Annotated in this window: 25 protein-coding genes; all 25 read left to right on the top strand. The window is 43.2% G+C overall.

What is annotated here, in order from left to right:
- The first annotated feature begins 143 nt into the window (after positions 1–143).
- The 25 genes from AC4HAJ_RS06035 to AC4HAJ_RS05915 all read left to right on the top strand — a co-directional run bounded on the left by AC4HAJ_RS06035 (position 144) and on the right by AC4HAJ_RS05915 (position 24,979).
- Positions 144–896 carry a PepSY domain-containing protein gene (locus AC4HAJ_RS06035; protein WP_491079263.1) on the top strand — a complete coding sequence of 251 codons (753 nt, stop codon included), beginning with the start codon at positions 144–146 and terminating at the stop codon, positions 894–896.
- A gap of 178 nt (positions 897–1,074) precedes the next feature.
- Positions 1,075–1,749, top strand: coding sequence for a response regulator transcription factor (locus AC4HAJ_RS06030; protein ID WP_491079262.1), 675 nt, complete (start codon positions 1,075–1,077; stop codon positions 1,747–1,749).
- Positions 1,730–3,103 carry a HAMP domain-containing sensor histidine kinase gene (locus AC4HAJ_RS06025; RefSeq protein WP_491079261.1) on the top strand — a complete coding sequence of 458 codons (1,374 nt, stop codon included), beginning with the start codon at positions 1,730–1,732 and terminating at the stop codon, positions 3,101–3,103. Before AC4HAJ_RS06030 ends, AC4HAJ_RS06025 begins: the two co-directional genes overlap by 20 nt.
- Positions 3,104–3,291: 188 nt before the next feature.
- On the top strand, positions 3,292–4,278 hold the full coding sequence (locus tag AC4HAJ_RS06020; RefSeq protein WP_491079260.1) for an ABC transporter permease: 987 nt from the start codon (positions 3,292–3,294) through the stop codon (positions 4,276–4,278).
- Positions 4,265–5,230, top strand: a complete 966-nt coding sequence (locus AC4HAJ_RS06015; protein ID WP_491079259.1) for an iron chelate uptake ABC transporter family permease subunit — start codon at positions 4,265–4,267, stop codon at positions 5,228–5,230. Before AC4HAJ_RS06020 ends, AC4HAJ_RS06015 begins: the two co-directional genes overlap by 14 nt.
- Positions 5,230–5,982, top strand: a complete 753-nt coding sequence (locus AC4HAJ_RS06010; RefSeq protein ID WP_491079288.1) for an iron ABC transporter ATP-binding protein — start codon at positions 5,230–5,232, stop codon at positions 5,980–5,982. Before AC4HAJ_RS06015 ends, AC4HAJ_RS06010 begins: the two co-directional genes overlap by 1 nt.
- A gap of 16 nt (positions 5,983–5,998) precedes the next feature.
- Entirely contained in the window at positions 5,999–7,000 is a 1,002-nt protein-coding gene (locus AC4HAJ_RS06005) for a siderophore ABC transporter substrate-binding protein (RefSeq protein WP_491079258.1), read from the top strand.
- Between the two features lie 273 nt (positions 7,001–7,273).
- Entirely contained in the window at positions 7,274–7,723 is a 450-nt protein-coding gene (locus AC4HAJ_RS06000; protein WP_491079257.1) for a LytTR family DNA-binding domain-containing protein, read from the top strand.
- On the top strand, positions 7,720–8,097 hold the full coding sequence (locus tag AC4HAJ_RS05995; RefSeq protein WP_491079256.1) for a hypothetical protein: 378 nt from the start codon (positions 7,720–7,722) through the stop codon (positions 8,095–8,097). Before AC4HAJ_RS06000 ends, AC4HAJ_RS05995 begins: the two co-directional genes overlap by 4 nt.
- A 125-nt stretch (positions 8,098–8,222) precedes the next feature.
- Positions 8,223–9,074: a CPBP family intramembrane glutamic endopeptidase gene (locus AC4HAJ_RS05990; protein WP_491079255.1), complete on the top strand. Its 852-nt coding sequence runs from the start codon at positions 8,223–8,225 to the stop codon at positions 9,072–9,074.
- Complete coding sequence (locus AC4HAJ_RS05985) at positions 9,071–10,045, top strand: ketopantoate reductase family protein (RefSeq protein ID WP_491079254.1); 975 nt, start codon at positions 9,071–9,073, stop codon at positions 10,043–10,045. The genes AC4HAJ_RS05990 and AC4HAJ_RS05985 overlap by 4 nt, the downstream gene beginning before the upstream one ends.
- A 182-nt stretch (positions 10,046–10,227) precedes the next feature.
- Positions 10,228–11,667 (top strand): 6-phospho-beta-glucosidase, encoded by a 1,440-nt coding sequence (locus tag AC4HAJ_RS05980; RefSeq protein ID WP_491079253.1) that lies wholly within the window; start codon positions 10,228–10,230, stop codon positions 11,665–11,667.
- 245 nt (positions 11,668–11,912) lie between these two features.
- Positions 11,913–12,515, top strand: coding sequence for a hypothetical protein (locus tag AC4HAJ_RS05975; protein ID WP_491079252.1), 603 nt, complete (start codon positions 11,913–11,915; stop codon positions 12,513–12,515).
- A gap of 11 nt (positions 12,516–12,526) precedes the next feature.
- Positions 12,527–13,117 carry a hypothetical protein gene (locus AC4HAJ_RS05970; protein WP_491079251.1) on the top strand — a complete coding sequence of 197 codons (591 nt, stop codon included), beginning with the start codon at positions 12,527–12,529 and terminating at the stop codon, positions 13,115–13,117.
- 122 nt (positions 13,118–13,239) lie between these two features.
- Positions 13,240–13,761: a hypothetical protein gene (locus tag AC4HAJ_RS05965; protein ID WP_491079250.1), complete on the top strand. Its 522-nt coding sequence runs from the start codon at positions 13,240–13,242 to the stop codon at positions 13,759–13,761.
- Between the two features lie 108 nt (positions 13,762–13,869).
- Positions 13,870–14,244, top strand: coding sequence for a DUF1149 family protein (locus AC4HAJ_RS05960; protein ID WP_491079249.1), 375 nt, complete (start codon positions 13,870–13,872; stop codon positions 14,242–14,244).
- A 209-nt stretch (positions 14,245–14,453) separates the two neighbouring features.
- Positions 14,454–15,221, top strand: coding sequence for a 4-hydroxy-tetrahydrodipicolinate reductase (gene dapB / locus AC4HAJ_RS05955; RefSeq protein WP_491079248.1), 768 nt, complete (start codon positions 14,454–14,456; stop codon positions 15,219–15,221).
- A complete protein-coding gene (locus tag AC4HAJ_RS05950; protein ID WP_491079247.1) occupies positions 15,218–16,429 on the top strand; it encodes a CCA tRNA nucleotidyltransferase in 1,212 nt (403 codons plus the stop codon). Before dapB ends, AC4HAJ_RS05950 begins: the two co-directional genes overlap by 4 nt.
- A gap of 18 nt (positions 16,430–16,447) precedes the next feature.
- Positions 16,448–18,322, top strand: coding sequence for an ABC-F family ATP-binding cassette domain-containing protein (locus AC4HAJ_RS05945; protein WP_491079246.1), 1,875 nt, complete (start codon positions 16,448–16,450; stop codon positions 18,320–18,322).
- A 120-nt stretch (positions 18,323–18,442) separates the two neighbouring features.
- The gene (locus tag AC4HAJ_RS05940) at positions 18,443–20,197 is read left to right on the top strand and encodes an ABC transporter ATP-binding protein (protein WP_491079245.1); all 1,755 of its coding nucleotides are present in this window, start codon (positions 18,443–18,445) and stop codon (positions 20,195–20,197) included.
- Complete coding sequence (locus AC4HAJ_RS05935) at positions 20,190–21,941, top strand: ABC transporter ATP-binding protein (RefSeq protein ID WP_491079244.1); 1,752 nt, start codon at positions 20,190–20,192, stop codon at positions 21,939–21,941. The genes AC4HAJ_RS05940 and AC4HAJ_RS05935 overlap by 8 nt, the downstream gene beginning before the upstream one ends.
- Before the next feature lie 146 nt (positions 21,942–22,087).
- Positions 22,088–22,636 (top strand): hypothetical protein, encoded by a 549-nt coding sequence (locus tag AC4HAJ_RS05930; protein ID WP_491079243.1) that lies wholly within the window; start codon positions 22,088–22,090, stop codon positions 22,634–22,636.
- Between the two features lie 45 nt (positions 22,637–22,681).
- On the top strand, positions 22,682–23,320 hold the full coding sequence (locus AC4HAJ_RS05925; RefSeq protein ID WP_491079242.1) for a hypothetical protein: 639 nt from the start codon (positions 22,682–22,684) through the stop codon (positions 23,318–23,320).
- Positions 23,311–24,675, top strand: a complete 1,365-nt coding sequence (locus AC4HAJ_RS05920; RefSeq protein ID WP_491079241.1) for a hypothetical protein — start codon at positions 23,311–23,313, stop codon at positions 24,673–24,675. Before AC4HAJ_RS05925 ends, AC4HAJ_RS05920 begins: the two co-directional genes overlap by 10 nt.
- A gap of 10 nt (positions 24,676–24,685) precedes the next feature.
- Positions 24,686–24,979, top strand: a complete 294-nt coding sequence (locus tag AC4HAJ_RS05915; RefSeq protein ID WP_491079240.1) for a hypothetical protein — start codon at positions 24,686–24,688, stop codon at positions 24,977–24,979.
- The last annotated feature ends 6 nt before the right edge of the window (positions 24,980–24,985 follow it).

Here is a 24,985-nt window from a genome sequence, read left to right as displayed (position 1 = left end):
AACTACCAGACCCTTCAGGACTAACGAACGAATGATGGATAGCTGCCCTATTCTTTTTTCTTTGCATTCATTTTCTATTCATTTTTCTCTAGTATCCTAGTCATATACCAGTCGATAATGGTGTTAGAAAAGAGGTGTTTTCAATGTCACAAGATGACGTGAATCAAGAGAAAAATGTTGACCAGCAGCCATCTGATCAAGAAAAAGTGGCTGAATTGGTCTCGCAAAGTCAACAACCCCAAAAGAAAACCTGGTTGGACAAGATTGGCAACCGTCGTGTCTTAGTGCTAGCAGTCTTAGGAATACTGGGGCTAGGCGCCTTAGCCGGTGCTGGCGGCTATTATTTAGCGCATCGAGCAGATCAACTGGAAGATAGAATTGAAGAGACTGCAGAAATCCACCAGCTTGATCAGAAATCTCGTATCGCTCCAAGATCTAAGCAATCCGTATCAACTAAGATTGACATGGCTAAGGCAGCAGAGCTAGCCTTGAAAGAAGCTGGCTCTGGCTATATCACCGATATTGATCTAGAGTCAGACCGTCAGTCCCCTTATTATGAGGTGACTATTCGTCAGGGTCAAAAGGAGATCAGCTATCAGATCAATGCTAATACGAGTAAGATCCTAGCTAGTGAGACAGATTACGACAATGATAACGACGCTGAGGATACTACCAAACCCAAGGCTGAGATGTCCACCCTTTTGAAGGCTGTTAAGGAAAAATATGGGGACGCACAGGTCTTATCTGTTTCTCTGGAGCATAACTCGTCTAACCAGTTGGTATACGAGGTGGAAACTCTGGATGATACGACCCTCACTCAGTCCCAATTTGATGCTGATAAGGCTGAATTTATCAGCGATATTACTCAAAGCTCTGACTTTGATGCTGAGGACTAGTCTATCTGGTAAATCTAGAATAATACTAATGAGTCTGAACTTTTGCCTCAGGCTCTTTTGTGTGTAGGCAAGCCCCTATGGGCAAATCTGCTTTTCACAAAGGGTGTGAAAGTTCCCTGAGCTAAATCGTGTAATATTTTATGGTATAATTAAGAAAGTTAAGCAGAGGGAGAGGAAAATGAAATTACTTATCGTCGAAGATGATCAGGACCTAAGCAATAGTATGGTCAAGCTTTTAAAAGCCAAGGGCTACAGCTCTGATAGGGCCTTTGATGGTCAGCAAGCCTTGGAGTTTGTAGCGGTTACCCAGTACGACCTGATTATTTTAGATATGATGATGCCGGTTATGGATGGTATGTCCTTCTTACAAGAGCTGCGGCGGTCAAATGCGACTCTGCCAGTGCTGATGCTGACCGCTAGGGATGCACTATCCGATAAAATCGCTGGATTGGATGCTGGGGCTGATGACTATCTCGTTAAACCTTTTGAGTTTGATGAGCTCTTAGCCAGAATCCGAGCCATCCTGCGTCGGCGATCTTCTGATATAGCGACCAGCCGTATTCAGCTTGGAGCTGTCGAGATAGACTTGTCCAGCCAGCAAGTCTACCTCAATGAGGTTCCTGTGGATTTGACAGCTAAGGAATATCAGCTCTTTGCCTATCTCGCTCAAAATCAAGGCCAGCTACTGTCAAAAGAGCAGATTCGCGAGCATGTCTGGGATTTTGATTATATGGGAGAATCCAATATCATTGAGGTTTTAATCAAAAATTTGCGTCGCAAACTTGATACCGACCCCAAGGATTCCCTGATCAAGACAAAGAGGGGGGCAGGCTATGTCATTCCTAAGAAATAATAAGCTAAAATTCGGTGCCAATCATAGTATCGTCAAGCGTGTGACACTTTGGTACAGCTTTTTTATCCTGCTCTTGACGGTAGCTATCATGGTCGGCGCTTTCTTTGTCAGCACACGAATCTCTGAGAATGCTGGAGCACGTGAATTTGAAGAGAGTGTCAGGGAGATGGCTGATGCCTATGATCAAGAGTTTGAAACCTATGATGATGGCAATTATTTTGCAGTCTATGACAGGGATGGCAAGCTCCTAAAGGGAAGTTTCCCTGAGGGATTTGACCAGGGGAAGGCACAAAATCAAGGCCCAGAACCAAGGGAGCAAAAGGCTAAAGAGGTCTCCTATATGGTAAAAGACATCCCCATCAAGGGAACAGATAAGTGGATACGGGCTATGCATCCTAAACATCAGATGGATGAAGATCTGGTCACCATGCTGATCGTTCTCTTGATTGGTCTTCCTGTGATGATGTTTTTGGTTCTTGCAGGCGGCTACTTTATTCTGAAGAATGCCTTCAAGCCAGTCAAAGCTATCACCGATACAGCAGAGGCCATCACATCAGAAGCTGACTATAGCAAGCGGGTGCTTGCAGCAGATAAGGGGGATGAATTGACCGATCTAGCTGAGGTAATCAACACCATGCTGGGATCGATTGAGGACTCTTTTCAGCGTGAAAAGCAGCTGACTAATGACGTATCCCACGAATTGCGCACGCCTGTATCTGTCATTCTTTCTGAGAGCGAGTATGGCCAAAGGTATGCAAGCGACTTAGAGGAGTCCAAGGAATCTTTTGGAATTATTCGTCGTCAGGCCTTAGGCATGCGTGATATGGTTGGTAGAATCCTGAGTCTCGCACGCTCAGAAAAAGACGATGTCCTAGAGGTAGAGCAGCTCAATCTCTCAGCATTAGTCAAGCAGATGGTTCAGGACCGCCATAGGCTCTTTGCTGATGCAGCTGTCCATTTGGAGTCATACATCACTGCAGATCTCTATATAGCCGGGGATCCTATCATGATCACCCAATTAATAGACAACCTTCTATCAAATGCCATGAAATTTACCAAAGATGAAGTTGTGGTCACCCTTAATAAACGTGGCAGAAAGCTCTCTCTTGGTGTCGCTGATAATGGCCCAGGTATTCCACAAGATGTGCAAGATAAGATCTGGGATCGTTTTTATCAAGTGGATGGTGCCCGCCATCGCAGTGAATCATCGGGCATTGGTATCGGCTTGACCTTGGTCAAAAAAGTGGCTGATCTCCACCATGCAGATCTCAAACTCCAATCAGTCCCCGATAAAGGCTCGCTGTTTGAAGTCAATTTTGATGAAGTGCTAAGTCAGCCAAAAGATAATGTCTAATAAAGCTGAAAGCTAGATAACCGGGCTTTAGGAGCTCGGTTATTTTTTAGCTTATATTTTTACATAATTTTAATGACACAATAAATTTTAATTAGAATGATTCTAATAATTATTTGGAATGATTCCAATAAAAAGCCCTATTTTAGAATAATATTGACCTGTTCCGAGGGTTTTGTTAGAGTTCTTGTATGATTATAAGTTCAAAAGCCTATCCTAGCAAGAAAAAAGGAATGCTCTTTCTGTTATTGATTCTAGTAATTCTTTCTCTCTGGCTGGGCTCTAGTAACCAGTTCTCTTGGTCGGGATTGCTAAGTGGGAGAGGAGCGGCTCGTCAGATCTTTTTTGAATCTCGTCTACCTAGGACCCTAGCTGTCCTGCTAGCCTCTAGTGCTATGAGTATGGCTGGCCTGCTCATGCAAACGATGACTCAGAATCACTATGCAGCCCCCTCAACTGCAGGCACCGTTCAAGCTGCACAGTTGGGCATGCTAGTAGCTATCCTGATTTTTCCCAAAGCTAGTCTGGGCCAAAAGATGTTCTTTGCTTTTGGGATGGCTATGTTGGCAACACTCTTTTTCATTCGCTTTATTAGACGCTTGACGCTTAAAGAAAAGTGGCAGCTGCCCTTGGTAGGGATTATTTTTGGTGGTATTATCGGAGCTTTGGGGCAGGCTTTAGCCTATCGGTTTAACCTGGTACAGTCCATGACCTCGTGGACCCAAGGATCCTTTACTATGATCCAGCGCAACCAGTACGAATGGCTCTTTTTAAATCTACTTGTCTGGCTTTTGATTTGGTACCTAGCGGAGAATTTTTCGATCATGAGTTTGGGTGAGGATGCCAGTCGTATCTTAGGCCTGCCTTATGAGACCATGGAGACGCTGGGCTTGGTGTTAGTAGCTTTAGCGACAGCTACGACTATGATCACAGTCGGACAACTGCCCTTTATCGGAATAATCATTCCTAATCTTGTTCGACGCTATAAAGGCGATCATCTCAAACATAGTCTTTTTTGGGTCGCGACCAGTGGGACAGTCCTTGTTTTGGCTTGTGATATACTGGCACGTTTAGTGATCAGGCCCTATGAGGTATCCGTCTCCCTAATCCTAGGTATGATTGGAGCGATACTCTTTATCGCCCTGCTTTGGAAAGGAGATACTTATGATGAGCAGTAAGCAAAGAAGGATCATTCTTGGTCTCATGCTGATGCTATCGCTTGTGCTTAGTTTGGCCTATCTCTTTCCTGCAGGGAGCCTTGTCGGCTCCTATCTCCTTAAGCTGCGCTTGAAAAAACTTCTTACTTATCTTCTGGTTGCTATCATAGCTTGCTTTTCGACTATTAGCTTTCAGACAGTCATCGGCAATCGCTTTTTGACCCCAGCTGTTCTGGGTATGGAGAGTTTTTATGTCCTGATCCAATCGGCCTATCTCTTTTTCTATTGGCACTGGGTAGCTCAGGCTCAGCCCAGCAGTCCCCTAGTAGAATTTCTGGTCGTTTTGGGCTTGCAGCTAGTTTTATTTGCCCTTTTGCAGCCCATGATCAAATCTTTACTGTCTAAGGGATTTGGAAAAATACTACTGATTTGCATGGCACTGAGCACGCTTTTTCGCACCAGTGCGACCTATCTCCAAGTTCTCATGGATCCTAATGAGTACGATAAGCTGCAGAGTAAGCTCTTTGCTAGCCTGCAGCATGCGAATACGGATATTTTAGCCTTTGTATTTGTTTTAGTGAGTGGCGTCGTCGTCTTTCTTTTGACCAAGAGTCCACTTTTGAATGTACTTTATCTGGGCAAAACCAATGCCATTTTATTAGGCGTGGATGTTGAGAAGCTCCAGCGTCAAGTGCTGTGGGCAGTTGTGATTTTAACAGCTGCTTCGACAGCCATGGTTGGCCCTATGAGTTTCTTTGGCTTTATGGTGGTGAATTTGATTTACCAAGTCTTCAAGTACTATGAACACGGTTGGCTGTTTATGGCTGGCAGTCTCATAGGCTTTATGATTTTGTTGGTGGGACAAAGTTTGCTAGAGCGTCTACTGAATTATCAGGTGACCTTGTCCATGTTAATTGAGCTTATCGGTGGCGGTGTTTTTCTCTACTTACTTTATAAGGAGCGTTTACGATGATGCAACTTCAAGCGGTTAATAAATCTTATAGACAAGAGCAGGTTTTAAGGGATGTTGATCTCAGCATTGAGCAGGGGCAGTTTACGGCTTTTATCGGTCCCAATGGTGCTGGGAAATCAACCCTTTTAGCCATTATGAGCAGGCTCTTGGCTAAGGATAAGGGGGCAGTGCTGATCAAAGGCAGAGAGCTAGAAGATTGGCCGTCTCAAGCCTTGGCCAAAGAATTGACCATGCTCAAGCAAAAAATCACTATTCAAGCCAAGTTTAGCGTAGAGGAACTGATAGCCTTTGGACGCTTTCCCTATAGCAAGGGACGCCTAAAAGCAGAAGATCAAGCTGCTATTGATCAAGCGATTCATTATATGGAGCTTGGAGACCTGAGATCCCGTCCGATCGATACCCTGTCTGGTGGCCAGCTACAGCGGGTCTATATCGCAATGGTTTTAGCTCAAGATACGGATATTATCCTATTGGATGAACCTCTCAATAATTTAGACATTAAGCAGGAGCTTGGTATGATGACCATTCTACGGCGTTTGGTAGATGAGCTGGGCAAGACTGTGGTTATCGTTATCCATGATATCAATATGGCTAGTCAATTCGTCGATCAGATGGTGGCATTTAAGAATGGGACGGTCTTTTGCCGAGGAACCCCTAATCAGGTTATGACCGAGTCAATTCTTACCCAGCTCTACGATATCCCACTTAGCATTGTTGAAGTAAATGGTAAAAAACTTTGCCTCTATAGTTAATGAAAGGAATCAATCAATGAAAAAACTATTAAGCTTTACCGTCGTCCTCCTAGCTTCACTATTACTAGTAGCTTGTGGACAGGCTAAAAATCAAAAAAATAGCGACAGCCAAATGAAAATTACTGCTGCTAATGGAACGGTAACAGTACCAAAAAATCCTAAAAAGATCGTTGTTTTAGATCTTGGTATGGCAGATACTCTGCGTGAACTTGGCTATGAAAATCGCATCGTTGGGCTTCCTTCCCAGTCCCTGCCTGCTTACCTGAAAGACATGGGAAAAAACAAATCAATCACGTCCGTTGGTAACCTAAAAGAAGTCAATAGTGAAAAGATTGCAGAACTAGAACCTGATTTGATTATTGCCTCAGGACGTACTCAGGGACAACTAAAGGACTTTGAAGAGATTGCTCCGACTGTCTACTTTGAAAGTCAAGCCAATGATTACTGGGTCTCTGTCCAAAAGAATATCAAAACCCTGGCTAGTCTCTTTGGCGATAAAGCAGTGCAGACAGCTAAAACCAAGCTAAATAAAATTGATAAAACGGTGAAGAAGGTTCAATCAGCCAACAAGAACACGGATAAGACGACGCTCATGCTCATGCTCAATGAAGGTAGTCTAGCAGGATTAGGGAAGCAAGGACGTTATGGCTTTGTTTACCAAACCTTAGGCTTTCAGCCGACCAGCCTTGACATCAAAGAATCCCAAGGCGAATCAGGTAAAAAAGATGCTCAAAAGCGGGATTCTGGTAAACAAGGCGGCAGTCATGGTCAAGAGCTTAGTTTTGAGTCTATCTCTCAGGCTAATCCAGATACCATCTTTGTCGTGGATCGCACCCTAGCGATTGGGGGAGATGACACTAAAAATTCAGATGTTTTGGATCAATCACTGATTAAAAATACCAAGGCAGGTAAGAATAACCGGATTATCACCTTGACCTCTGATCTCTGGTACCTCTCAGGCGGCGGTTTGGAATCGACCAAGCTGATGTTTGATGAGCTAGCAGACTATGCCGGATAGATAAACGCTATAAAGCAATCATCGTAGAAGCTCTTCGTCCATTAGCTCAAATGCTCATGGACGTTTTTTGTAGGTCATTCATCTCTGACAGCGCTGGTAAGTAATTTTAGGATGAGTGTTACTAATAACTGACCATGATGGGAAGAAAAATTTTTTACTTCCTCTACACGTTTGATGAGCAGTCATCTGTATCTTAGTCTCTTATTGTTGTATCTTGGTCAATAGGAGCTTTTTTGTCATTGAAGCTATGCTATAATGAGGCAAAGGTGAACTATGAAAGTAACAATAAAACAAGATTTTTCTTATAAGGATCTGGAAATTACTCTGTCTTACAGCCAAAAAGATGAACGAATCACTCGCATTCTACGCTTTTTGGAGACAGTGGATAAACAGTTGCCCTGCCATTTGGATGGAGAGGAATACTTAGTCAATCTATCTGATATTTACTATATAGAGAGCGTTGACAAAAAGACCTTCATCTACCTCAATCAGGCTATCTATCAGTCCGAATCCCGTCTCTATCAGCTGAATGCTGAGCTGGAAGGATATGGCTTTGTCCAAATCAGCAAGTCCTGCCTGCTTAATATCGATCGTCTGGCAAGTATGCGTCCACTCTTTAACAGCCGCATGGAGGCGACTTTAGATAACGGAGAGAAACTGATCGTCAATCGCAGTTATTTACAGGCTGTTAAAGAAGCCTTAAGAGGAGGTGAGTCAAAATGAAAAAATGGTTGGTTAATGTCTTTGCCACGACGGGCGTATCCTTGCTTTTATTAACGCTAGCTGCCTTGTATTTGAAGGCAGAGTGGCTTTTGCTGGTGAGTATTTTTCAGGTCTTTTTTCTGAATGGTGTCATTCAGCTTATTATATTAGTGATCCGTCAGCTAGAGTGGCGTTCTTTTAGGCTACAAGTATTCGTGGAAATGATAACGATTGAAGGACTGATCATAGGACTGGGCTGGCTCTTTCACTGGAATCAGCCCTTGATGCTCATTCTCATTGGATTTGCTGTTTATATGATTTCACAAGTCTTGGATCTCTTTGATCTCAGTCAGGAAGCGCGTGAAATTAATGTATTGATCAAAAACCGTCGTTAATTGAATACGCCTACACTCCTATGAAAAAAGACACACCTTCCTTGAATCTTTAATGATTCATCGTTAGGTTTCCTATTTTTCTTTGGAGCGTTTAACGGCTTTGTATCTTAGTGTAAGGAGGATCTATGTTACCTAAAAGCAAAAAAATCGAGGTAGCAGTCTTGACTATTTACTTGCTCTGCTATGGTTTGCATCTCTTTGACTATTTTATTTTACGGACAGACCAAACCTTCTGGAACGAAGCCTTTGTGCACAAACTATTAGGAATCGCAGTCATCTATGCAGCTCTCAAATTTTTTCAGCTCACTTGGCAGGAGATAGGTTTTAGGCAAGGAGGTTTCCTCAAAAACACTTGGAATGGACTGCTTTTTGGCCTTGTCGTTTTTGTGCTGGCTTATGGTGCGGAAATCCTGTTGCTTGTGAGTCAGGGCACATTTCAAGGATTGGATGTCTATGTTAGTGCTTATGCTGTGGATAAGAACGTTGGCAGAGAAACCGGTCTAATCTTCTTTCTCATCTGCTTTGTAGGAAATGTCATCAATGTCATCATGGAGGAAGGAGCTTTTCGCGGGCTGTTTCAAAAACTTTTTGAGCAGAAATACAGTTTTATAACCGCAGCCGTCTGCTCCTCAACACTTTTTGGCCTGTGGCATTTAGTGGGGCCGCTGCGCAGTTACTTTGATGGAGATATGAATTTTTCAAGTTTTACACTGAATGCGCTGATGCTGGTTGTTACCTCTGCCATGGTAGGATTTAAGTTTGCACTCATGACCAGACTGTCAGGAAGTCTTTATATGGCTATGTCTCATCATTTTACCAATAACTTTTTGATCAATATCGTCCATACCCTATCTGATAGGGGTGCAGATGAGCTGATGTTTGTCAGAATCGCCATTGCACAAATCTTATCTTTTATTTTGGTCTTGCTATGGTATTTACTGGTTAGAAAAAACAGCAGAAAGGAAGTTTCACAGTGAAAATTTTAGTGGTTGGTTTAGGTGTTATTGGGACGAGCTATGCTTATTTGTTTAAAGAAGCAGGTCATGAGGTAGAACATCTTATTAGAAAAAATAGCAGAAGAGCTGGTATCCAAGAGTTAGACATTGAGCTTTTAGACGGCCGAGTTGAAAAAAATGGTGTTCAAAGCAGTGATGTTTATCAGGTAGAGCACTGTTCTAGTAAGGCCTATGATTTCATCTTTGTCAGTGTTCCGTCAGGCGGCCTTGCTTCTATCCTTGAAGGTTTAGAGGCAGATGGTATTTCTGGCACCTTAATTCTAGCCTGCGGCATTTGGGAAGACCGTGCTTATATTGACAATCTGGTGAAGGGGCGTCCTTATATTTTAGGGTATCCAGTTGCTGGCGGCAATATCAGGGACAATAAGCTGACGGCCTGTGTCTTTGATCATTTCATGTTAGAAAGAAAGGAAAAAGCAGCCCTTCCTAATTATGAGCAGTTAGTGCAGATTTTCATGGATTGCCAAATTAAACTGGAACAGCCCTATGATATGCTGGAATGGATTTGGCTGCACATGGCTATCAATGCTGGTGTCATCTCGGTAGCAGTCTGCCATGCCAATCATGAAAATCCAAGTAGAGCTGCTGAGACAATGATGAATTCTGCACAGATACTCTCCCAAGCTATTAAAGCTATCCGTGAGACATCTAAGATAGTAGAGAGTAGAGGTGTAGATTTGAGTCATTATCGCCAAGAACTTCTACCTTATCGCCTACCTACTTGGATGTCAGCACGACTCATGAAGCGTCTGTTTGCGAAAAACCGCCTGAGTAGAGAAATCATGACCCTGCATGACAATCTTCCGGACTTATTTTTTGTTTGTAACTGTCTGTATGACACTGGTAAGTCACACCATGTATCAGCACCAACATTTTATGCTTGCTATGCTGATGGCTGGGCGAAAGTGACTGCCCTTCCTTCTACAAATTAACCGATTCGTCTTAGCCAAAAAAGAAAGCAAGCATAGAGAAATCAATTCTTTTGAATGATTGATTTTTGTCTCACTTTCAACCTATCCCAAATGTGGGATAGTATCAGTTTTTCCTAGGATAGGCTTAGTTTTATGCAGTTTATCGTGTTATACTGTAGAAAAATTTAATGAAGGAGTATAAGATGACAAAGTATCAAGCTTTTCCAGAAGGATTTCTGTGGGGTGGTGCGACAGCAGCCAATCAATGTGAAGGGGCCTATAATGAAGGTGGGCGTGGTCTAGCTAACGTTGATGTAGTACCGATTGGTGAGGATCGTTTCCCTATTATTGCTGGGAAAAAGAAGATGGTTGATTTTGAAGAGGGCTATTTCTATCCAGCCAAGGAGTCTATTGATTTTTACCACCGTTATAAGGAAGATATTGCTCTCTTTGCTGAGATGGGCTTCAAGACTTTTCGTATGTCTATCGGTTGGAGTCGTATTTTCCCTAAGGGAGACGAACTTGAACCAAATGAGGAAGGGCTTCAATTTTACGAAAATGTTTTCAAGGAATGCCACAAATACGGGATTGAACCCTTGGTGACGATCACTCACTTTGACTGCCCGATGTATTTGATCGAGCACTATGGTGGTTGGCGTAATCGCAAGATGATTACCTTTTATGAGCGTCTCTGTCAAACCCTCTTTAAGCGTTACAAGGGCTTGGTCAAGTACTGGCTAACCTTCAATGAGATCAATATGATTCTTCATGCTCCATTTATGGGAGCGGGACTTTACTTTGAGGAAGGCGAAAATGAAGAGCAAGTCAAGTATCAAGCAGCCCACCATGAGCTGGTTGCATCTGCCCTAGCCACCAAGATCGCTCACGAAGTCGATCCTGAAAATAAGGTTGGCTGTATGCTAGCAGCAGGGCAATACTATCCCAACACTGCTAATCCCAAAGATTACTGGAAAGCCATGCAAGATGACCGTGAAAATTACTTCTTTATCGATGTCCAAGCACGAGGTGAGTATCCTAACTATGCTAAGAAGAAATTTGAGCGTCTGAGTCTGTCTATTGAGATGACTCAGGAAGATCTCGACCTCCTCAAGGCTCATACGGTTGATTTTATCTCATTTTCATACTATTCAAGCCGTGTGTCCTCTGCTGATCCTAATCTAGTAGACAAGACAGCAGGTAATATCTTTGCTTCCCTGAAAAATCCTTATCTAGAGTCTTCAGAGTGGGGTTGGCAAATCGATCCTCTAGGCCTCCGTATTACCCTTAATACCATTTGGGATCGTTATCAAAAACCCTTATTCATTGTAGAGAATGGTCTCGGAGCAGTCGATACACCAGATGAAAATGGCCATATCCAAGATGATTATCGTATCGACTATCTGCGTGAACATATTAAAACTATGGGTCAAGCCATCAACGAAGACGGTGTGGAACTTTGGGGCTACACGACTTGGGGTTGCATTGACCTAGTCTCTGCTGGTACAGGTGAAATGAAAAAGCGCTATGGCTTTATCTATGTCGATCGTGATAACAAGGGTCAGGGCACTCTCAAACGCTCTAAGAAAAAATCCTTCCGTTGGTACAAACAAGTCATAGCCAGCAATGGGACTGAACTAGACTGAAATGATTAGAAATAGAGGTTGTTAAAAGGCAACCTCTATTTATCTGTCAAAAGAGCAATACCTAAACTTAGCATCGTCATCTCTTAAGAATGAGCGAGAAAATACAATTAATTAACGAATAAGTATCTCAATACTATATAAAGTATCTAAAAACCAAATTTGGAAAATATAAAATTTGGAAATTTGCTGGGGGAATTCGGTGGAACTATGATAGAATATTAACTAGTAACAATGGAGGTACAAGTATGGCACAGCAAGCAGTAGCTGCCCAGCTATCAACACCAGTGAGGCCAGCAAGTTCTACCAATAGGCGTAAGCCCTTAGTCGTGGCTCTTGTGGTTTTATCTGCTCTATATTGGTTTATTTTCTTAGGCTTTGGTGCTTATCACTATATGAGCGGTCAGGTTGATGGTTACTGGCAGTTGCAGTCATCACAAAACTACGACTATGCAAGAAACAAATGGGAAAAAAATGGAGTCACCAAGGATTATAAACAGATCATGGTGATCAAAAAGCAAGTCAGCAACCTCTATACGGAGCAGGACGACGGTTACTACCCTGTTGGGAGGACACTAAGAAATGGGGATCGGTACAATGCCTTTAGTCATCGAGTCACCAATAATCTTCCTACCAACAAGATAGCCAGTGCGTTCTGGTATAGTGATGATATAGATGAGGATATGATTAGTTCATGGACGTTCGATATCGTTTCTCGTAAATCTTACTATGTCTATAGGGTTTCTGGAGATAAGCTGACAGTGACCGGCTACTATCAGGATGGCACCATTATAGGAAAGACAACCTATAAGAAGATTGACCAGACAAAAGATATCAAATTAAAGTATTAGAGGAGTGACTTATGGCAAAGAGACAGACAAGCACAGGTGCGAGAAGGTATCGTGTCTTGGGTGCACTCATGATAGCCTTAGGAGTAGTGGTCTTAGCGATTGTGATAGCCCTACGCTTCCTAGGCGGGCGTGTTGAAAATGGCTACTGGCAGGAGTTTGATGGCAAAGAGTACAACTATGTTACAGAGAAGTGGGAGAAATTCGACAGTTCCGATGATACCCTTTTCGTGATCAAGGATGGCAGTTTGACCCGTTATGGTCTAGATCAAGATGATAAGGATCAAAAGAAAAAGACTTACACAGCTACCCAGCCTCTAAAGCAAGACCAACGTATTAATCCTTTTACCAGAGAGATTGTCAATAGCTATGCCACTAAAGACTATGCTAAGGAACTAAGAGAGTATTTTGGTAAGCAAGACAGTGACGGGGCATATAATAAGATAAATGAATTGATCGATAACTACGGTACTGTCATAACAACCAAGTATCGCTTGGAAGAAGGGGATCTGATCATCGAGACTTTCGATAACCAAGGCAAAAAAAATTCACAGATCATCTACAAGAAGGTTCCATCAAAATATATCACCCTGAAAGATTATTAGAAATCAATACAGTATCCGAGTACTCATAATGGACTCGGATTTTTTATATATAATGAGCAGGGACACAGGGCGTAGGGAACATTTTTATCGAAAGGACAGAGAGACTATGCTATACTAGACCTATGAAGATTATTAAAGAGATCTATCAGCAACATGCTGAAATGCCCTATATTGCTCCCCAATTTGCAGAGGAGTTGACGAAAAAACCAATCCCTAAACGAAATATGGAGAGAACTTCAGAAGGACTTCTGCCGGGTCACATCATCATGCTGTGGCGGATCGGTTTTGGTACTTATCATACCCAGCACCCTCATCATAAGTATTTTTATACTAGCTATGGTATCGATGCTCAGAAAGAGTTGGAGTGGTTGATTGAGCAAGGCTATGTGCGTATTCAGTCTGCCTTTGAGTCTCTCAGATTTTTATCCGCTGGGGATCTCAAAGATTTTCTAAGAGCTAAAGGAGTCAAAGGACTTTCTAAAATGAAGCGCAGTGAGCTGGATCAAGCCATGCAGACAAGTTTCAAGGAGCAGGACTTAGCAAATTTATATGACCTAAGAGGCTACCAACTGACTGATCAAGGTCAAAAAATGTTAGCCAAACATCAGGAAATCGTCCAGCGTCATCCGCAAAAGAAGTTTTAATAAGCCCTGAATGCTAAGAAGATGGGGCTTTATGATCTGGCATATATATGCTATAATTAAAGCCATATTTCAGATGAAGTTCATCATTAAGAGGAGAGTAATAAAACAATGGATTTAACACGTGAGCAAGTCTTTGTCAATCAATACCACTACGATGCCCGCAATTTAGAATGGGAAAAAGAGCATGGTGAGCCAAAAACCAATGTTGAGGTAACCTTCCAACTAGTGGACAAAAATGCTGAAAAACAAGAGACTCATATCGTTTCTGTTTTGCAGTTTCGTATCGTTCGTGATGAGTTTGTCATTTCTGGTGTCGTGTCTCAGCTGGTCCACATCCAAAATCGCTTGGTCAATGAACCAAAAGAATTTTCACAGCAAGAGGTTCAAGATCTTGCAGGTCCTCTGTTGGATACCTTGCAACGTATGACTTATGAAGTGACTGAAATTGCCTTGGACCGTCCTGGTGTCATGCTGGAATTTTAGAATAAAGTGAGTAATTGGGACATTTCTTTTTTTCTGTATATCTTTTGGCAGAGGTCCAGCAAGTGGTGGATCTCTTTGTCTTAGATAGACTTAGTCACGAAAAAGTGCCCTTTTTTCGTGACTAGGTGCTGGGAAAACAGATTCCATAAGCAATCACTAGTCAAAGAAATAGTGACTGGTTCCCAATCATCAAGAAGGAGGATAATCGCATGCGTATCAAAGTTATTGTAGCTGGTTATAGGGGGCGTATGGGCTCGACAGCTGTAGAAATGGTCAAGAGTGATAGTGAGCTCGAACTGGCAGGATTGCTGGATCCCTTTGCCACAGAAACTGAGGTTGACGGTGTTCCTGTCTATACTGATAAGGCTGATTTGGCAGGACTGGATGCTCAGGTTTGGGTAGATTTTACCACACCAGCTGTAGCTTATGAAAATACCCGCTTTGCCCTTGAGAACGGTTTTGCCCCAGTAGTAGGAACGACAGGTTTTACAGAAGAACAAATCGCTGAGCTCGTGGCGCTTTCACAAAGCAAGGGCTTGGGTGGCTTGATTGCGCCTAACTTCGCAATCGGGGCTATTCTTCTCATGGAGTTTGCAGCCAAGGCCGCAAAATACTTCCCTAACCTAGAGATCATCGAGCTTCACCATGATCAGAAAAAAGATGCACCGAGCGGAACTGCTATTAAGACAGCAGAGTTGATACGTGAGGTTCGTGGATCTAAGCCACAAGGGGCTGCAGATGAGAGTGAGAGTCTCCCTGGCGCACGTGGAGCAGAGTTTGATGGCATGCGTATCCACTCCGTGCGCTTACCAGGATTGGTCGCTCACCAAGAGGTTATCTTTGGCGCTCAAGGTGAAGGTCTGACCCTGCGCCATGATTCCTATGACCGCTCCTCTTTCATGAGTGGTGTCAATCTTGGGATCAAAGAAGTTGTCAAACGCAAGGAACTTGTTTACGGGTTAGAGCAATTACTATGAAATTAAAACAGTTGCCTTCTGAGTTTCAGGAGGCTTTACCAGTATTAGAGAAGATAAAAAAAGCTGGCTTTGAAGCTTATTATGTGGGAGGCTCTGTCCGTGATGCCTTGCTGGAGCGCCCTATTCATGATGTAGACATCGCAACCAGCTCTTATCCCCAAGAGACCAAGAAAATTTTTGACCGGACGGTAGATATTGGGATCGAGCATGGCACAGTTCTCGTGCTTGAAAACGGTGGCGAGTATGAAGTGACCACCTTTCGAACAGAGGATGTCTATGTTGACTTTCGCAGGCCCTCCAGTGTCTCTTTTGTTCGTTCCCTAGAGGAAGATCTTAAGCGCCGAGATTTCACCATCAATGCCTTTGCCCTAGATGAGGATGCTCAGGTGATTGACCTTTTTGATGGTCTGGCAGATTTGAATCAGCGTGTCTTGCGAGCCGTAGGAGTAGCTGAGGAACGCTTTAGTGAGGATGCCCTGCGGATTATGCGGGGCCTACGTTTTGCAGCTGTCCTTGACTTTGATATTGAGGACAAGACTTTTGCTGCTATGGCTTCCCATGCCCCTCTTTTAGAGAAAATTTCGGTAGAGCGGATCTTTATTGAGTTTGACAAGCTACTCCTTGCTCCCTATTGGAAAAAGGGGATCGAGGCTCTGCTAGCAAGCAAGGCTTATCAGTATCTACCAGAGCTAGCAAACGCTAAGGCGGGCTTGACTAACTTTATTGAAAGCTACGGAGATCATATTACTTTTGCAAGCAGCGAACAAGCTTGGGCAGCTCTTCTCTTAGCACTGGGGACAACGCAGGCTGGTCAATTTCTCAAAAAATGGAAGACTTCGACTCAACTCCAGCGAACCGTCAGCCAGATCATAGCTATCTATCAGCTGCGCCTCAAAAACCAGCATGATAAGGAGAGTATCTATCATCACGGTAAAGATTTGGCACAAGTAGCAGAACGTTTGCGTGCCTTCCAAGGACTGTCGACAGATGAAGCACGTATCCAGCAGTTGGATCAAGAGTTGGCTATTCATGATAAGAGTGATATTTTGGTCAATGGCAGTGATCTGATGCAAGCATTAGATCTCAAGCCAGGCCCTATTTTAGGGAACCTGCTAACCGCCATCGAAGCCGCCATTGTCCAAGGAAAACTAAACAATGACAGACAAGCTATTTTGGACTTCGCTAGAGATTACGCTAAGTCACTGTAGATTAGAGAGGATGATAGTGTGAGTGATTTTATTGTCGAAAAATTGACCAAATCCGTTGGGGATAAGACAGTTTTTCGTGACATTTCCTTTATGATACATGATCTGGATCGGGTTGGTCTGATTGGTGTCAATGGAACAGGTAAGACCACCCTTTTAGATGTCATAGCTGATCGGACTGGCTTTGATGGGGACGTCTCCCCCTTTCATAAGGCCAGTGATTATCAGATTGCCTATCTCACCCAGGAGCCAAAGTTTGAAGAGACTAAGACCGTATTAGAAACTGTTTTGGATTCAGATAGACCTGAGGTTGCCTTGATTCGTCGCTATGAAACGCTGATGCTGAACTACAAAGAAGAGGATCAGCTTGAGCTTGAAAAGGTGATGGCTGAGTTAGATCGTCTGGACGCCTGGTCCATTGAGAGTGATATTAAAACGGTATTAACGAAATTAGGGATTAAGGATTTGACAAGACCAGTAAGTCAGCTCTCAGGCGGCTTACGTCGACGTGTTCAGCTGGCTCAAACTCTCTTGGCGGATGCTGATTTGCTCTTGTTAGACGAGCCCACTAACCACCTAGATATTGAGACCATTGCTTGGCTGACCAATTACCTCAAGACAGCTAAGAAGACTGTCTTTTTTATCACCCACGACCGTTACTTTTTGGACAATGTTGCTACCCGTATTTTTGAGTTGGATCGTGCCCGTTTGCTGGAATATCAGGGAAATTATCAGGACTATGTCCGTCTTAAAGCAGAGCAGGATGAGCGTGAAGCGGCTTCTCTCCATAAGAAAAAACAACTTTACAAGCAAGAGCTAGCTTGGATGCGAACCCAACCCCAAGCTAGGGCAACCAAGCAACAGGCCAGGATCAATCGCTTCCACGATCTCAAGACGGATATCAGCTCAACCTCTGGTGAACAAGGCCAAGTAGCTATTAATTTTGAGACCAGTCGGATCGGCAAAAAAGTTCTTAACTTCGATCATGTCAGCTTTGCCTACCCAGATAAAGAGATCTTAAAAGACTTTAATCTCTTAGTTCAAAACAAGGATCGTATTGGTATTATCGGAGACAATGGTGCTGGAAAGTCTACCCTACTAAACCTCATCAATGGGGATCTAGAGCCAACAGCCGGTCAGCTAGACAGAGGTGAAACGGTTCGTATTGGCTATTTTTCCCAGCAAATCAAGGGAATGGATGAGAGCAAACGGGTGATTAATTACCTGCAAGAAGTGGCAGAGGAAGTCAAAACGGCTGTAGGTACTACTAGCATCACAGAGCTGCTTGAGCAGTTTTTATTTCCACGTTCCACCCACGGCACCCAGATTGCCAAGCTCTCAGGAGGAGAGAAAAAGCGTCTCTATCTGCTTAAAATTTTGATTGAAAAGCCTAATGTTCTCTTATTGGATGAACCGACCAATGATCTCGATATTGCAACCTTGACTGTTCTGGAACAATTTTTACAGGATTTTTCTGGCGCCGTCATTACTGTTAGCCATGACCGCTATTTTCTGGACAAAGTAGCTAATAAAATTTTAGCCTTTGAAGATAGCAGTATTCGAGAATTTTACGGCAATTATACAGACTATTTAGATGAGCAGGAGTTCCTGAAACAAGTGGCTGATCAGGCGCAAAAAGCTCAAAAAGCCCCTAAAACTTCCCAGCCCAAGTCCGATAAGAAGCGCATGTCTTATCAAGAAAAGCAGGAGTGGGCAAGGATTGAAGCTGCCATTGCTGAGCTTGAGGAAGGAATTGCAAAGGTCGAAAAAGAAATGCAACACCAAGGCAGTGACTTCACCAAACTGAGCGACCTTCAAAAAGAGCTAGATAATCTAAATGACCAACTGCTAGAAAAATATGAGCGCTATGAGTACTTGAGTGAATTAGAAGGATAGTGTTAAAATACTCGCTTAAAATATAGGTTATAGAGAACAGAAATAAAGATATGATTAAAAAATAAATAGTCTAATACTATATCTGTTTACTGAAATTATAAAATGAAAGGGAGGGATGTTATGAAGCTTATCTGGTCTTACTTAAAGACATACCCCAAATGGCTGATGGGGAACCTTATCGGAGCCTTCTTATTCGTAGTGGTCAATTTGGGCATGCCCACGGTTTTGGCCCGTATGATTGACCAAGGGATTAATCAAAAAGACACCCATGCTCTATATTTCTGGGCTGGGATTATGTTTCTTGTTGTCCTTGCAGGTGTGATTGGACGTGTGACGTTGGCTTATGGAACTAGTAATTTAGCGACCCATATGGTTAAAGACCTGCGCAAAGACATGTATCAAAAGCTGCAGCAGTACTCTCATGAGGAGTACGAGCATATTGGGGTCTCTTCTCTGGTCACAAGGATGACAACAGATGCCTTTGTCCTTATGCAGTTTGCCGAGCAGAGTCTTCGGATCGGTCTAGTTACCCCACTCATGATGATTTCTTCTGTTGTGATGATTCTGATCACGAGTGCCTCCCTAGCTTGGGTCGTTGCCTTTTTCATCCCATTTTTGATAATAACCATTGCTTATGTGGCCATAAAGACTCGTCCGCTGTCGGAAAAGCAGCAGCAAACCCTGGACAAGATCAACCAGTATGTCCGTGAAAATCTCACTGGATTGAGAGTGATACGTGCCTTTGCCCGTGAGCCCTTTCAAGAAGAGCGATTTGACGAGAAAAATAAGCGCTATGCAGAGACCTCCACGCGCCTCTTTACCCTGACTGGTCTAACAGAGCCCATGTTTATCCAGATCATTGTGGCTATGATCATTGCCATTGTCTGGTTCTCGCTCAAGCCCCTGCGTGAGAGTAGTATGCAGATTGGGGATCTAGTGGCCTTTCTGGAATATAGTTTCCATGCCCTGTTTTCTTTCCTTATCTTTGCGAATCTCTTCACCATGTACCCACGCATGGTAGTGTCCAGTCATCGGATTCAGGAGGTCATGGACATGACCATCTCGATTTCTGAGAATCCTGACGGTATAAAAGAGACAGATACTCACGGTTATGTGGTATTTGATCATGTTACCTTTGCCTATCCTGGTGAGACTGAGAGTCCCGTCTTGCACGACATTTCCTTTACAGCCAAACCCGGTCAAACAACAGCCTTTATCGGATCGACCGGCTCTGGTAAATCTTCTTTGGTCAATTTGATTCCTCGTTTTTACGACGTTACCCTGGGAAAAATACTAATCGACGGTATCGATATCAGGGATTATAATCTCACAGCCCTTCGTCAGAAGATTGGTGCGGTTCCGCAAAAGGCGCTGTTATTTACAGGGACCATCGAAGATAATCTCAGATACGGAAATCCTCATGCGACGCAAACTGATTTGGAAGAAGCTGTGCGTGTCGCCCAGGCCCAGGAATTTATAGAGAACACGGAGGAAGGATTAGCAACGCATCTAGCAGAGGGTGGCAGCAACCTTTCAGGTGGTCAGAAGCAGCGTTTAGCGATCGCTCGAGCTATCGTCAAAAAACCAGATGTCTATATTTTTGATGATTCTTTTTCGGCTTTGGATTACCGTACAGATGCCCAGCTTCGTCAGGAACTAAAGAGTGTCACCAAGGATGCCACAGTCCTTATCGTGGCTCAGCGTGTCGGCACGATCATGGATGCCGACCAGATCATCGTTCTCGATGAAGGCGAGATTGTCGGCCGTGGCACCCACGACGAGTTGATGGCTAGTAATGACATCTACCGTGCTATTGCCAACTCCCAGCTCAATCGTGAGCGCCTAACTGAGAAAGGAGAGACTGTACATGACTAATCATTCTGTCTTTGCCCGCCTGTGGACCTATCTCAAACGCTATCGAGTCACCCTCTACCTGGCTATCTTTTTGAAAATCTTAGCGACCATTGCTAGTGTCTTAGAGCCCTTTATCCTTGGTTTGGCTGTGACAGAGCTGACTCATAGTCTAGTCAACGGTCTTGCCATCAATGGTCAAAAAATTGCCTTGTTACTACTCGTTTATGGTATTCGTGGGCTGCTGTCTGAAATCGGTAGTTATGGCTCCAATTACTTCATGACACGAACGGTCCAAAACGCCATTCACGATTTACGCTATGATCTTAGCCATAAGATCAATCATATTCCCGTTTCTTACTTTGATAAGCATCAATTCGGCGATATGCTAGGGCGTTTTACCAATGATGTTGAAACAGTCTCAAATGCCCTGCAGCAGTCCTTTTTGCAGGTTATCAATGCTGTTTTGACCCTGATCATGGTCATTGCCATGGTTCTCTATCTCAATATTCAACTGGCTATTGTCGTTATCCTCAGCATACCATTGACTTATTTTTTGGCTAAATATATGCTGAACAAGTCCCAGCCTTACTTTAAACGTCAGGCTGACGCCCTAGGGGATATGAATGGCTTTGTGCAAGAAAATCTATCTGGTTTTAATATTATCAAGCTCTATGGGCGTGAAGAGCGCTCTGCTCAAGAATTTGCTAGCCTCTTAGATGAGATCCAAGAAGTCGGCTTCAAGGCTAGCTTTCGCTCGGGGCTCATGATGCCTGTTCTCAATGCCATCTCAGACAGTGCCTATCTGATCATAGCAGTCTGGGGTGGGCTCAAGGTCATTGCAGGCAAGCTGACGGTTGGTAACCTCCAAGCCTTTGTCCAGTACCTCTGGCAGATTGGTCAGCCCATCCAGACGCTGACTCAGCTGGCTGGTATGCTCCAGTCGGCCCGATCCTCCCTAGAGCGGATTTTCGCCGTTCTGGATGAAGAAAATGAAGTATCTGATGTGACTGAGCACCTTTCGCATGATTTAACAGGACAGGTTTCCTTTAAGCATGTGGATTTCCAATATGTAGAGGAAAGACCATTGATCAAGGACTTCAATCTTGACGTAGAGCCCGGTCAGATGATTGCCATTGTAGGTCCTACCGGTGCTGGTAAGACGACCTTGATCAATCTACTCATGCGATTTTATGATGTGACCAAGGGTGCCATCACAGTAGATGGTCATGATATCCGTCATCTATCTCGACAAGCCTATCGCCAACAGTTCGGTATGGTACTTCAAGATGCCTGGCTCTATGAAGAAACCATCAAGGACAATCTGAGATTTGCCAAGTTAGATGCGACCGATGAGGACATTATCGCAGCGGCCAAAGCTGCCAATGTCGACCATTTTATCCGTACGCTACCAGGTGGCTATAACATGGAGATGAATCAAGAGTCCAGCAATATTTCACAAGGCCAAAAGCAGCTGCTGACGATTGCGAGAGCCCTGCTGGCAGATCCTAAGATTCTCATTTTAGATGAAGCAACGTCATCCGTTGACACCCGCCTGGAGCTTTTGATCCAAAAAGCCATGAGCCATCTCATGAAAGGACGTACCAGCTTTGTCATTGCTCACCGCCTGTCGACTATTCAAGAAGCCGATAAGATTCTAGTCCTCAAAGAAGGGCAGATCATCGAGCAAGGCAACCACGAGAGTCTCCTTGCCGCTCACGGATTCTATTATGACCTCTACATGAGTCAGTTTGCTGATCAAGATTAGTTAAAATCCCGCTCAAAGCAAGCGGGATTTTATGCTATAATTAAGAAACGACTGGTTATGAGTGATCGCTTCTGCATAGCCTCATCAGTTCTGGTAAGTGATCGATAGACTAGGTGCATTTATAGCGTTAAAAGGAGAAAAAATAAATGATGATCATAACAATTTTAGCCATTATTCTACCGGCTTTACTTGGGATAGCTGGTGCAATGATTGCTATCTATTTTGCCCGTCGCAAGAATAATGTTTACAAAACATTTGCGGCTAGCCATGGCTACGCCTTTGACAAGGCACAGTATTCTGGTTCTTATGTCCAATATGGCGTTGCCAAAAGTAAAGGTGGCTTTAACAAAGATTTGGGTACCAATGTTTTTGTACAGCGTTATGCTAACTTCAGGCACTATCCTTTTGGCAGAGGATTTGGAAAGAAAGTCCTCAATGTCATCTCGGGGCAATTTTCAGGAGAGTCCTTCCTAGCTTACACTTATATGTTTACAGCCAATAGTTGGGAAAACTCAGGAAATGGTGGCATTTTTTGTATTGTCATGGTAGCCACAGCTGTCCCACCGACTGCGCCTCTACCTGACAATGTCTTCTACGAAAATGGCTGTCTAATCGAGTATACCAGTGGCATGCTTGATGTTACTCAGCTACATGCTCACATCACATTTCTCAGTCATCTCAAAAATAACCAATAAAAGATTGCTGTATCATTTTGATCTAGATGAAAGGAGTGCAACTAAATGGCATTAACAGATGAAGACGTTCACAAAGTATCGAAGGCTAAATCTCGTAAAAAATGGCTCTACCTGCTTATTATTGTTCTTGTAATTGGAGGGCTAGTTGGTCGTCATTTTTACCACAAACACAAGCAATCCCAGCTTTATAAACACGCCTTTCTCATGTTAGAACAACAAACAGCCGTCTATATCAAGGACCACTATTCAGGTGTCAGTAAAATTGAGTTTTCACCAATCTTTATAGATGGAAACGGCATTGAAGGAAAAAGTGAGAAAGTTGTACCTGTTATCTATGATAAACATGGTAACAAGGCCTATTTAGGCAAAACTATAGGAAATTTTGGTCCAGCTCCCTATGGTTTTAAGAGTGGTATCTATGCTATGGATTTTGACTATCAAGGAAAAGAAGTAATCTACCTACAAAATGATGTAGATGTGAGTGGACATGCCCATTTGCCGGATAGGGCTAAATTAAAAAAATCAGATAAGATTGATGAGAATATAGAATTGCTGATTGAAGATAACCAACTAAAAGATATTCTTAAGACTGAAGAGGGTAGTCCAAATGCAAAAATCCGGTATAACACAGAGTTGGTATATCATTTTGACCTAGATGAAAGGAGTGCAGACAAATGGCGTTAACAGATGAAGAAATCCAAGGGTTACAAAAACAGAGGAAAGAAAACATAAAACAAGAGGAAGGTTATGTTACTGAAGTTGAGTTAGAAAATGGCAAGAAACAGTACTACCAAATCGTCAATAAAACCAATGCAGGCGACACGACGGAGGCTATCGCCTATGTTCCAGTAGATAATAAAAAGGGTGACAATCCCAACTATGATGAAACCACCATCACGGTTGCCGGTACAGATCCTGGCTTCAATGAATCAACCGCAAATGCAGCTGCCGCGAGAGAAATTATTACACCACAAACTGAGGAGGTTAGAAAATTCTATTCTGAGACTGACAAGAAAGTGGAGAACGAAGGCGGAACAATCTCCAACATGTCTGGTTTTAGTCAATCAGGCCCTGCCGTGGCAAAAATTGCTGCTGAAAATGGCTTGTCTGATGATAAAGCGATTAAAGTGACCAACTTCAATGACTGGGGCGGTGAGGCAGCCATGGAAGATACTGTCAATCCAAGAGGGATTACACCAGAGGAGAAAGAATATCTGGATAAACATGCAACAATCTACAGTGACAGTAAAAATAAAATCACCATGTTTGACGGTGGGCTAGGAAATATTCCTTATGGCAAGGTTAAAGAGTACGAAGGATACAATCACGATCCCTCTGGAGCTAGGATAAAGGGAAATGATTTGAACGTAGCCTACTATGTCAAAAAGAATCAATTTGCCTCAGGCATGACCTATCAACAAGTATTAGCAATAGCTGTCCATAAAGCCAATGGCGATCTGAGCATGGCTGCAGTTTATGTGGCGGATTATTTGGCTGTTTATGGTAATTTTTCGAGTAAAGATAGAACCAAAGACAGTGAGAATACATCCACTTCTTTGGATACCCTAGAAGTATCCTACCTCAAGCAGGGGAAATATGCGGGACTGAAGGATCTGCTTCAGCGTTTCGGTGGTTCTAGTGGTGGTGAGCGTATTATGCTAAAAAAATTACTCCTTTTTGCTAGTGTGAGTCAAGCGACCAGTCAAGTGGATGATCTTTTGCATAAGCTTAGCCACACGACCGACCAGATCAAAGATGAGGTGAGAGAAATTGTGGACTCTAGCCGGGCAAAGGCATACAGTATAGCGACTGAGCTCTCTGACAGTGAGGTTGAAGCTTTGTTAGCAGAAATTGAGTTTGATCAGGTATGGGATGAAGGCATAGAACAAGACAATCTTGCACAAGCAAAAAACTTTGCCCAGAAGGTTGAAGACTTAGTTGAGCAAATCATGAAGGCTGGTGAAGCTATTGAAAGCAGTGACCAAGAGTCCTCTCAAGATATTTATAATTTCAAATCAGATGCCCTGAAACTACTATAAGGAGGATAATATGATTGATACCAGAGATCTAGATAAGTTTAAAGAAAGACTCAAAGAATTGAGAAAAGCTCAAGAAAGAGCCTTGATTAAAGCTATTGTTCAGACGGCTAAAGATAGAGCTTCAGAGAAAGGAGCGGAGCTAGAATCTGAGCTTGATAAGATAGCATCAGAACTAAAGCAGGTTGCCAGCACAAAACTAAAAGTAGGTATCTTGCCATCTTTTGAGGGGTTGGCCGCTAATGCCGCTACAGATCAGGCTTCTTCTCTTACCAAGCCTCAGTTCGATAATCCGATAAGGACTTGAGGAGAA

It is taken from the genome of Streptococcus sp. ALY_211 (assembly GCF_058314555.1).
Note: the sequence above shows the minus strand (reverse complement) of the source record. Positions and strands in the feature narration are given on the sequence as shown.

Coding starts and splice junctions, on each gene's coding strand:
- AC4HAJ_RS05970 (WP_491079251.1), top strand. CDS start 12,527: ATGGCAAAGAGACAGACAAGCACAGGTGCGAGAAGGTATCGTGTCTTG.
- AC4HAJ_RS05965 (WP_491079250.1), top strand. CDS start 13,240: ATGAAGATTATTAAAGAGATCTATCAGCAACATGCTGAAATGCCCTAT.
- AC4HAJ_RS05935 (WP_491079244.1), top strand. CDS start 20,190: ATGACTAATCATTCTGTCTTTGCCCGCCTGTGGACCTATCTCAAACGC.
- AC4HAJ_RS06005 (WP_491079258.1), top strand. CDS start 5,999: ATGAAAAAACTATTAAGCTTTACCGTCGTCCTCCTAGCTTCACTATTA.
- AC4HAJ_RS05990 (WP_491079255.1), top strand. CDS start 8,223: ATGTTACCTAAAAGCAAAAAAATCGAGGTAGCAGTCTTGACTATTTAC.
- AC4HAJ_RS05930 (WP_491079243.1), top strand. CDS start 22,088: ATGATGATCATAACAATTTTAGCCATTATTCTACCGGCTTTACTTGGG.
- AC4HAJ_RS06015 (WP_491079259.1), top strand. CDS start 4,265: ATGATGAGCAGTAAGCAAAGAAGGATCATTCTTGGTCTCATGCTGATG.
- AC4HAJ_RS05940 (WP_491079245.1), top strand. CDS start 18,443: ATGAAGCTTATCTGGTCTTACTTAAAGACATACCCCAAATGGCTGATG.
- AC4HAJ_RS05925 (WP_491079242.1), top strand. CDS start 22,682: ATGGCATTAACAGATGAAGACGTTCACAAAGTATCGAAGGCTAAATCT.
- AC4HAJ_RS05980 (WP_491079253.1), top strand. CDS start 10,228: ATGACAAAGTATCAAGCTTTTCCAGAAGGATTTCTGTGGGGTGGTGCG.
- AC4HAJ_RS05960 (WP_491079249.1), top strand. CDS start 13,870: ATGGATTTAACACGTGAGCAAGTCTTTGTCAATCAATACCACTACGAT.
- dapB (WP_491079248.1), top strand. CDS start 14,454: ATGCGTATCAAAGTTATTGTAGCTGGTTATAGGGGGCGTATGGGCTCG.
- AC4HAJ_RS05995 (WP_491079256.1), top strand. CDS start 7,720: ATGAAAAAATGGTTGGTTAATGTCTTTGCCACGACGGGCGTATCCTTG.
- AC4HAJ_RS06025 (WP_491079261.1), top strand. CDS start 1,730: ATGTCATTCCTAAGAAATAATAAGCTAAAATTCGGTGCCAATCATAGT.
- AC4HAJ_RS06035 (WP_491079263.1), top strand. CDS start 144: ATGTCACAAGATGACGTGAATCAAGAGAAAAATGTTGACCAGCAGCCA.
- AC4HAJ_RS06000 (WP_491079257.1), top strand. CDS start 7,274: ATGAAAGTAACAATAAAACAAGATTTTTCTTATAAGGATCTGGAAATT.
- AC4HAJ_RS06020 (WP_491079260.1), top strand. CDS start 3,292: ATGATTATAAGTTCAAAAGCCTATCCTAGCAAGAAAAAAGGAATGCTC.
- AC4HAJ_RS05950 (WP_491079247.1), top strand. CDS start 15,218: ATGAAATTAAAACAGTTGCCTTCTGAGTTTCAGGAGGCTTTACCAGTA.
- AC4HAJ_RS05975 (WP_491079252.1), top strand. CDS start 11,913: ATGGCACAGCAAGCAGTAGCTGCCCAGCTATCAACACCAGTGAGGCCA.
- AC4HAJ_RS06030 (WP_491079262.1), top strand. CDS start 1,075: ATGAAATTACTTATCGTCGAAGATGATCAGGACCTAAGCAATAGTATG.
- AC4HAJ_RS05920 (WP_491079241.1), top strand. CDS start 23,311: ATGGCGTTAACAGATGAAGAAATCCAAGGGTTACAAAAACAGAGGAAA.
- AC4HAJ_RS05915 (WP_491079240.1), top strand. CDS start 24,686: ATGATTGATACCAGAGATCTAGATAAGTTTAAAGAAAGACTCAAAGAA.
- AC4HAJ_RS06010 (WP_491079288.1), top strand. CDS start 5,230: ATGCAACTTCAAGCGGTTAATAAATCTTATAGACAAGAGCAGGTTTTA.